At 37.4% G+C, this 9,645-nt stretch carries 6 protein-coding genes and 1 pseudogene; 2 read left to right on the forward strand and 5 right to left on the reverse strand.

All coding sequences use genetic code 11. The features are described from left to right. Together JCM9152_RS24250 and JCM9152_RS21640 are read left to right on the forward strand one after the other, a co-directional pair. A partial coding sequence (locus tag JCM9152_RS24250; RefSeq protein ID WP_148296564.1) for an LPXTG cell wall anchor domain-containing protein occupies positions 1-134 on the forward strand: 134 nt, incomplete at its 5' end. 274 nt (positions 135-408) lie between these two features. Next, positions 409-5,166, forward strand: coding sequence for an endo-1,4-beta-xylanase (locus JCM9152_RS21640; protein ID WP_052016255.1), 4,758 nt, complete (start codon positions 409-411; stop codon positions 5,164-5,166). A 182-nt stretch (positions 5,167-5,348) separates the two neighbouring features. On the opposite strand, the gene JCM9152_RS20465 is transcribed toward JCM9152_RS21640, so the two are convergent. From JCM9152_RS20465 to JCM9152_RS24335, 5 genes and pseudogenes are all read right to left on the reverse strand, one after another. Further along, positions 5,349-5,990 (reverse strand): hypothetical protein, encoded by a 642-nt coding sequence (locus tag JCM9152_RS20465; protein ID WP_035347557.1) that lies wholly within the window; start codon positions 5,988-5,990, stop codon positions 5,349-5,351. Positions 5,991-6,010: 20 nt separating this feature from the next. Then, the gene (locus JCM9152_RS20470) at positions 6,011-6,703 is read right to left on the reverse strand and encodes a MerR family transcriptional regulator (protein ID WP_035347559.1); all 693 of its coding nucleotides are present in this window, start codon (positions 6,701-6,703) and stop codon (positions 6,011-6,013) included. Between the two features lie 329 nt (positions 6,704-7,032). Beyond that, entirely contained in the window at positions 7,033-7,860 is an 828-nt protein-coding gene (locus tag JCM9152_RS20475; RefSeq protein WP_035347561.1) for a MerR family transcriptional regulator, read from the reverse strand. A 24-nt stretch (positions 7,861-7,884) separates the two neighbouring features. Further along, positions 7,885-9,228 (reverse strand): MATE family efflux transporter, encoded by a 1,344-nt coding sequence (locus JCM9152_RS20480; protein ID WP_035347564.1) that lies wholly within the window; start codon positions 9,226-9,228, stop codon positions 7,885-7,887. An 86-nt stretch (positions 9,229-9,314) separates the two neighbouring features. Next, positions 9,315-9,472, reverse strand: a pseudogene (locus JCM9152_RS24335) (transposase); the annotation flags it as partial. Between the last annotated feature and the right edge of the window lie 173 nt (positions 9,473-9,645).

A 9,645-nucleotide genomic window follows, 5' to 3' on the forward strand; every position in this document is an offset into this window, starting at 1 on the left:
GAGACCCGGGAACAGAAGATGAACTTCCATCTACTTCGTTGGGACTATACAATTATTTAATTTTCGGCGCAACTTTATTGTTAGTAGGTAGTTTACTCGTTCATAGTAGAAAAAGAAAAGTAGATATGGAATGAGGAAACGTGAACGGCTTCTTGAGTATATGAGTCCTAGTATTTTATACCGGGACTTTTTTCTGTGTAAACAAAGGCATGTGCCATTAGTTGTATATCCAATCAAACGTATTTATTTTTTGAAGTATAATCTTTAATTATTCGAATGTAAGCCTTTACATAAAAGGCTGATAATAAGAAATTGAAGGATGAATAAAGGTGGTGATTAGTAGTTTCGAAAGATTGTAAGCGCTTTACTGAAGTTGAAGGAAAATTCTATTGTAGGGGAGTGCAACAAATGAGTAGGAAGATGAAAAAAAATGCTCTAGTATTTCTTATCGCCTTGTTGGTCATGCCAACAGGCTGGCTTTCTGCGTTCGCTGAGGAAGCGACAGGGACAGAATCAGAAACGGAGACGGTTTATTACGAAACATTTGAAAATGGTATAGGTTTGGCTACACAAGCAGGTGGTGCACAATTAGAAGCGGTGTCTGACGTTGTATTTGATGAAAATGATGACGGGTATGCTTTACATGTAACTGGAAGAACCAACAATTGGGATGGGGTTGATTTTACCTTTGCCGATGTTGGAATGGAAGATGGACAAACTTATACAATTAAGGTGACAGGGTATGTCGATGAAAGTGTGAGTGTTCCAGAAGGTGGACAAGCATTACTTCAAAATATAAACAGCTATGATGGCTTATATTTAAATGCTAATTATGTAGCAGGTGAGCAGTTTACATTAGAAGGACAATATACTGTCGATGCAGAGAACGATTCAGCGTTACGAATACAATCCAATGACGCAGGTCAGACTGTTCCGTTTTATATTGGTAATATTTTAATTACAACAGAGGGAAGTTCTGAATCAGAAGGTCCTGAAATTCCTGAAGGAGAAGGTATTGCCGTTTATACGGACTTTGAAGATGGTTCTTTACAAGGCTGGGAGCCAAGAGAAGGTGTGGAAGAATTATCTGTCAATGCTGGAACAGGTAAAGACAGTGAATATAGTTTATTAATTGAAAATCGTCAAGGTACGTTTTACAGTGCGAAGTTGGATTTTCTTGAAAATATGTATGAAGGTTATACATATGACATTAGTGTATGGGTGAAATTAGCTCCTGGCGAAGAACCGACAGAGTTACAAGTATCGCGAGCTGAAACGGATGCGGATGGTACGAATTATTGGCCGCCGGTAGTGACGCCAAAAATGGTAACAGATGAGGAGTGGGTCTTACTAGAAGGGACGTATACGTTGTCTAGTGGAGTAAACGACTTATTCTTTTATGTCGAAGAGCCATATGATCCGGATCAATCATCAGGTGTCTCTTTCTATTTGGATGATTTCAAGGCTGAAGCACAAATACAAGGTGAAATTGAAGATATTCCGGAATTGAAAGAAGTGTTCGCAGATTACTTTGACATTGGAGCTGCGATTGAGCGTGATCAAATGTTCGGTAGACATGGCGAAATGCTGCAGAAGCATTATAATATGCTCGTTGCTGAGAATGTAATGAAGCCAGAAGCCATTCAGCCCAATGAAGGGGAATTTAGCTGGTCAAGAGCTGATGCAATGTTAGACTTTGCTGAAGAAAATGGAATGAAAACTCGTTTCCATACGTTAGTATGGCATAACCAATCACCAAGCTGGATGTTCAATGATGCGGATGGAAATCCGATGGTAGTTGGTGGTGAAGTTGCAGATCCTGATAACCTCGAAGAAAATAAACAATTACTTCTAGATCGTATTGAAGATCATATTGTTGCTGTAGTGGATCGCTATCATGATCGAATCGACTCATGGGATGTTGTCAATGAAGTCATAGTCGCTCATGAAAGTGATGGATACCGCAGAAGTGAATATTATCTCATTACTGGATCAGATTTTATTCGCCACGCATTTGAAATTACAGCAAGAGAGCTAGAGAAGCATAATGCTAGTGGAAAGCTTTATTATAATGACTACAGCACGCACAGTCCTCAAAAACGAGACCTCATTTATGATATGATTCTTGACTTAAACTTAGTTGAGGATGGTTTAATCGATGGAGTTGGTCATCAAACACATATCAGCATTGGATACCCACCATTGAGTGAAATTACAGATTCCATTGAAAAGTTTGCAGAGCTTGGTTTAGATAACGAAATTACTGAATTAGATGTTAGCATTTACACAAACGATAACCAAAATTACAATGGATTTGACAATATTCCAGCCGAAATATTTGAAACTCAAGCAGAGCGTTATAAGGAATTGTTTAATGAGTTTAGACGATTAAAGGATCATATAAGTAGCGTTGTATTCTGGGGGATTGGCGATGACCATACTTGGTTACATGACTTCCCGGTAAGTGGACGTACGAATGCTCCGTTTGTATTCGACCATAATCTTCAAGCGAAGCCAGCTTATTGGGCGATCATTGAAGAACCACAAGAAGAAGAGGAAGAAGTGATTCCTTCTTTGTATCAATTCTATGAAGAGCATTTCCAAATTGGGGCGGCCATTGAGTTGTATCAAATGGAAGGGCCACACGGAGAAATGCTTGATTATCATTACAATAGCATCGTTGCTGAAAATATAATGAAACCAGCATATATTCAGCCATCAGAAGGTGAATTTAATTTTAGTCAATTAGATCAAATGATGCAGTATGCGCAGGATCATGACTTATCTTTGCGTTATCACACATTGTTATGGCATAGCCAATCACCAGATTGGTTCCATGAAGATGAAAATGGTGATCCGTTAGAAGCGACAGAAGAGAATAAGCAACTAGTATTAGATCGTGTAGAAACACATATTGATACGGTCGTTAGATATATTTTGGACAACTATCCAGGTGTTATTGATTCTTGGGATGTTGTTAACGAAGTTGTTGATCCGAATGGACCTGAAGGTATGCGTCAAAGTGAGTGGTATCGGTTAACGGGAACAGATTTCATAGCTACTGCGTTTCATACGGCTAAATCGGTACTAGATGAGTATGGTGATGACTCAAAACTATATATTAATGATTACAACACCCACGAACCTGCCAAACGGGATGCTCTTTATAATCTTGTGATGGAATTGACAGAAGCTGGAGTACCGATTGATGGTGTTGGTCATCAAACGCATGTGAATATACGTAATCCTCATATTAACCTTATTACAGACTCAATTGAGCTGTTTGCGAATGAAGGATTCGATATTCAAATTACTGAGCTTGATGTAAGTATCTATACAGATGATACGACAGTATATGAGACATTTGATGATATTCCTGAAGAGATATTTGTTCTTCAAGCTGAACGGTACAAGCAGCTATTTGATGAGTTTGTTAGAATGAGTGACTCTATTAGTAATGTAACGTTTTGGGGAATTGGAGATGACCATACTTGGTTAACGGATAGACCGATTCCACGACAAAATGCTCCGTTTGTATTTGATCATAATTTACAACCGAAGCTAGCTTTTTGGGCGCTAGTCGACCCATCACGATTACCTGAATTGAAACAGGAAGCGAATTCAACTTACGGTACACCTGAGATTGATGGAGAGAAAGATCTTCTTTGGGAAACAACTGTACCGGTAACGATTGGAGCAGGAGAAGCTTTATCAGCATCATTCAAAACAACATGGGATGAGAATCATTTATATCTTTGGGCTGAAGTAAGTGACGAGTATGTTCACGAGGATGATGCGTTAGAAGTGTTCGTTGTTGACGGCGAAGAATTGTCCCATTCTACTTTTGCTAGAGGAAGTCATTCTATTGATGAAGTATCTATTTCTGAGGTAGATGGTGGGTATGTAGTTGAGGCAATGATACCTTTAAGCAATGAATTAACGGAAGGAGATCAACTAGATTTTGATCTGCGTGTCTTAGATGGTGAAACATATAGCTTCTTATCTTGGAATGATCTTACACATGAGCAGGAGACTAGTGGAAGGTTTGGAGCATTGTCGTTATTACCTGAAGTGAATGTTTCTGAAGCGATTTATGGTACACCTGAAATTAATGCAGAGTTGGATGATATTTGGGAGAATGCAAATGAAATATCTACTGACGTGTGGGTGGAAGGTTCAGAAGGGTCAACTGCAGTTGTTCGTACACTTTGGGATGAAGAGTATCTCTATGTCTATGCTGATGTAACAGACAGCTATTTAAGTAAAGAGAGTGCAAATGTGTGGGAGCAGGATTCTATTGAAATTTTCGTTGACCAAAACAATGCAAAAACTGAATATTATCAAGCGGATGATGGACAATTCCGTGTAAACTATGAAAATGAGCAAAGTTATGGTGGTTATGCTAATGCTAACACGTTTGAAACAGCTACTAGACTAACTGAAGATGGTTATGTCGTTGAAGCAGCTATTAGCTTAACAGATATTGATCCATCAGAAGGGACAATCATTGGATTTGATATTCAAGTGAATAACGATGAAAATGGTGATGGATCTCGTGATAGTGTTGCTATTTGGAATGACCCAACTGGCCAGTCTTATCAAAATACTTCAAGGTTTGGAGTTCTACGATTCTCTAACTTCGATGAAGAAGACCCTGGGGAAGAAGAACCTACGCTACCAACTGATCCTGATCTAGAGGATTTGGAAAGGTTTATTAACGAATTGATCGACTATATCAATGACTTAGAGCGTAGATTGGCAGGCCTTGAGGATGTTACAAAAGAGCAATTAGATGAACTGAAGAAGGAGCTTGAACTGCTAGAGAGACTCATGGAAGACTTGTTAGCATTAGATGAGGAACTAAGAGATCAATTGGCTAGCTTCGAGCAAGCTATTGCAGACCTGAGAAACATGATAGAAAGCCTAGAGGCTCAGTTAGAAGAAATTGATGATGGAACAGAAGATCCAGTTGCAGATGAAAATGAGCATAAGGAAGGTCAACCAGGCTCGGGTTCTGATGATACTACTGGGGAAAGTAAATCAGGAGGACAGGGGCTTCCAGATACAGCAACGAATAACTATACGATTCTTTTCATAGGACTTCTTGCTTTGTTAGCGGGAATCGTCTTCATGGCTATAGTTGCAAAAAAGAGAAGAACCGCATAATAAGTAGTAAAATGCCGCCTAGGAATCATACTTAGGCGGCTTTCTTTTGAAAGGGAAGAATTTATAAAATTCGCGGAAGAAATGTGAGAAGAACCGAAGAAGCTAGTGAGATCATTCAATAAAGAGCGTTGGCTCCGCACAACACAGTTAAGAAAAGACGTTGTCGCGTTTTTCTTATAAGATCATGCTTTCTTACTCGGAAAGATGGTATAAGAAATCGAATAAAGGAAGTCAACAATAAAGACAATCCCCCATATCATACCGATCGCATACATTGTCTCATTTGCATAGGGGGAGTTGGCCGCTGACTCCGTTTCAATCCAAGAAAAATCAGTGATATATTCAATCATCTCATTCGTGCTAGATGTTCCTAAATGCCAGAAAATCGCTTGAACGATAACAAAGATGATCAGATGAATAAACGCACTAATTCGGTATTTTTTTGCAATGTATTTAGGGTTCTTGTTACGTTCGATTATGTCATAGTCCTTCTCTGATAATAGCTCTACACCTCGGAATTGCCCTATTTTCCTGCGCATCCACCGATCCAGTCTAATGAAGTCAGCGATCCCAAAAGTACATGCGTAAATCACAAAAATAGTAATGACGAGGAGGATCGTTGAAAACTCGCCGGTACGTTCGTAAATATACAAACCAAGTAATACTTCGAGTATGAGAAAACCAATAAAACCGAGAATAAAGAGAAAGCTGATTCTTTGTTGACCAAGAAAGTAACGAAAATAACCAAATAATAATAGGGAAATAATGGAGAGCACCTCGGCAGCTATAAATAACTTCCATTGAAATTCTATTAAAAAATCCATCTAATCACCTCTACACTTATTTAACATGATGACTGCTGCTGTTTTATATAATAATTCGTAGCTGCTTCAATAAATTCAATCACATCTGAATCAATCGGATAAAATCCCGCTTGTTTTGATTGCTCCTTTTCTTTTTCGTCCATTCGGCGAATGATACGCTGAACTTCAATGGATTCAATACCTTTTGACATATGTCTTTTGATTTGAGCAAGTAAAGAGATCCATTCCAGTGTATCAGGGTCACCATTATTAACGTTTGGTAGGAGGTCTAATAACTCTCTTTCATTTTGATTGAATTGTTCATGTAGAAATGTTTTCCGCTCGTCCTTAACATGTTCATACATTTTGATGAGCTTTTGAATATGAATGAGGTCGTTTTTTCCTTCTAATGTGTATTCATTCATTAGGCCACGAAGTAATTGAGCCATTTGATTTAGTTTTTCTTTTTCTTCTAAAACAAATGTTAGTTGATTTTGAAGACTGCTGTACCAATCCTGTTGTCCGTCTGCTAACATGTCTTGGATTTCCTGTAACGTGAAACGAAGTGCCTTTAAAAATTGGATTTGCTGCAGGCGTTTTATTTCATTTACACCGTATAATCGGTGTCCCCCTTCCGTTTTACTAGCGGGCTTTAGTAAGCCAATATGGTCATAATGGCGTAATGTGCGGACGGTCACACCGGTTTGCTTGACTACCTCTTTTATTGAGATCATGAGCATCCTCCCTATGTCTATATGCTTTTATATTACATTATACAAAATGACGTAACGTCACTTTCAAGTGGATTTTAGAATATAATATGATAATTGAAGAATGACTTAAAAAATAAACGATTTTGTGGAGGGATTAGTGTGAAAGGGGATAAGTATCCAAAGCTTGAATGAAAGAAGGGGCAATAAAAAGGTGGCATTAATAGAAAGATCAGAAGGTTAACTTAATATTTCACTAAGTAAAGAAGGAATGTATAAGATGGGCTTAAGTGACAAAAAGGGTGTCTCAAAAGGATGTTGTAATGTTTTGAGACACCTAGTTGCAGGGGATATTATGTGAATTTATCTTGAATTTGTACCGAAAGCTTGATTACATATTTTTCAAACCCTTTTACAGCTAATTCATCGAGCAATATATCCTCGTAAAAATATCCTTTTAACACTAAGTTATGATCTTGAGCATATTGAATTAATCGACTGTAAGTTTGTTCAATGGTTGGAAATCCTTTATCATGGTAAGCGACTAAATAGGTTCCTTTCTCTATTAAATGATTAGCGAATTTTGAATCATTTACCCTTGTATAAAGGTAATCATACAGCAAATTATCTCCATTTAAAACTTTATTGACACCTATCATCCAGCCTTCAGTAGCCCCTTCGTCGATGCTATGTTCAGTTAAATACTTGTGGTGTTTAAGAATAGATTCATAAATGTTTTGGCCACTTGTAACAGGCTTTGAATCGGTAACGACGATATACATTTGATCTTTGTATTCAATATGAATGTCTTTAGGAGTTATCTCCAATGCTTCTTTTGTGACGTTTATTTTTTCTGTTACCATTTTTTTCATCATTTCGAGACGATGGATTTTTGCCGTAAGAGCCTTTTCTTCTCTTTCTAGTAGCTGAATAAGCCTTTCAGGTGACCGATTATCAAGAAATGTTTTAATATCCTTTAAGGGCATATCTAATTCTTTTAAAGCCGAGATAACATTGAACACGTCTACTTGATAAATGGAATAGTATCGGTAGCCATTAGAGGCAATAATGTCTGGTGAAAATATCCCGACCCTATCATAATGAAATAAAGTATCTTTACTAATATCCATTAATTTTGCAAATTGACCAGTCGTTAAGTAGGCCTGGGGGTTGATGTTCATCATCCTTTCATCTAAACAGTGCTTTTAAAAATAATCATACACTTTTCTGTTTCTAATTAAAAAGAAGATACAAACAATAATAGATAGAAATTCTGCTAACGGTATAGCGATCCAAATTCCGTTAACACCGATAATTAATGGGAGCACGGATAATGCAATTAGTACGAAAACGAATGTTCTAAGCAATGAAATGATTGCTGAAACCTTTCCATTAGAAAGTGCAGTGAATAGCATTGAACTGAAGATATTCGTTCCCATAAATAAAAAGCTGATGCAAAAAATTCGAAACCCATCTCTAGCAATGTTATAAACATTGCTACCTTTCTCGACCATAAACTGAATAAGAAGTGGTCCAAGAAGAAAGGATAATCCAAATACCGCGATTGAGACCATGCTAATAAATAGGAAGCTGTTTTTAAAGATGCGTTTAAGTTGAGCTGTATTTTGACTCCCATAATGATAGCTTATGATTGGTGCAATACCAACGGAGTATCCTATAAAGACAGGAGTTAAAAACATCATTACATAAAGCATGATTGTGACAGCTGCAACTCCATCGACACCTAAGTATGATAACATTAGAAGATTAAAGACAAAGGTGACAATGGAAGTGGAGAGGTTCGTTACTAATTCAGATGAACCATTACTACAGCTTTTTATCAATACATGCCAATCCACTTTTGGTCTAGAAAAGTAAAGCTGATTATTTTTTGCTAAAAGAAAATAGATGATTCCAATAATAGCTGGGACGACAATTCCTATTGCCGTTGCAATGGCTGCGCCTCTTATTCCCATATCCATCACAACGATAAATACGTAATCTAAAATGATGTTCAAACTTCCTCCTGTAATGGTAATGATTAGGCTCAATTTAGGTTTTCCAGCGGTCACAAAGAAGTTTTCGAACATCATTTGAATGATTAACAATGGGCTAACGGCTAAAATAATTCTCCCATATGTGTGTGTGTATTCAAAGAGTTGCTCATTTGCTCCTGCTCCAAACCATTTTAATATTGGTTGCAGTAAGGGTAATCCTAACACCATAATGAATAGGCCTACAGCTGCTCCGCATAATAGGAGGAATGTAAAGTTCCTTCTAGCTTCTTGGTTATTCCTTTCCCCGAGTTTCTTAGCAACAATGGCACTTCCTCCTGTACCAAGCATTAACGCAATGGCAAATATAAAAGCATAAATTGGCATGAATAAATTTACTGCAGATAATGCTGTTTCATTCACATAACGTGCTACAAAAATACCGTCAACCATTGTATAAATTGAAATGAATACCATTACGCCAACGGTAGGAGCTGCATATGCTAATAACGATCTCATGGTAAATTCTTGTTCGATTCCTTTTGAAATAGACATAGTGGTCATCTCCTATTAGATACTATCAACATATACAATCTAAGGTATGGAGTAACCCTATAGTCAAGGATCAATGTTTACTAAGGTTAAAATGCCATTAACGCAAGACACGTTTTGTTTTCTATCTTCGATTTTCCTCGTACAGAAAGTCGTGAAACGCAAATTAGCCTTCAAATATCCAAACTGGTTCCGTATCGATTTTGCGTTTTCGATAAAGGACCCTTGTTTTCTCTTCTGAAAGTCTGTGAAAAATAAGCTATTTTTATAAAAATTGTCAGTAACATTGCATAAATAAATTCTACTAATGTCAAATCACTATTTTTTAGTCACTTGAATAAGTCTGAATGTTCAGATTTATACTGTTGAGGTCAAAGTGAAAAAAGGACAACAGGTAAGTGAAACGGTAGTCCTTATCCG

Origin of the sequence: Halalkalibacter hemicellulosilyticusJCM 9152 (assembly GCF_000513115.1) — a bacterium.
Lineage (GTDB): Bacteria > Bacillota > Bacilli > Bacillales > Bacillaceae_D > Halalkalibacter > Halalkalibacter hemicellulosilyticus.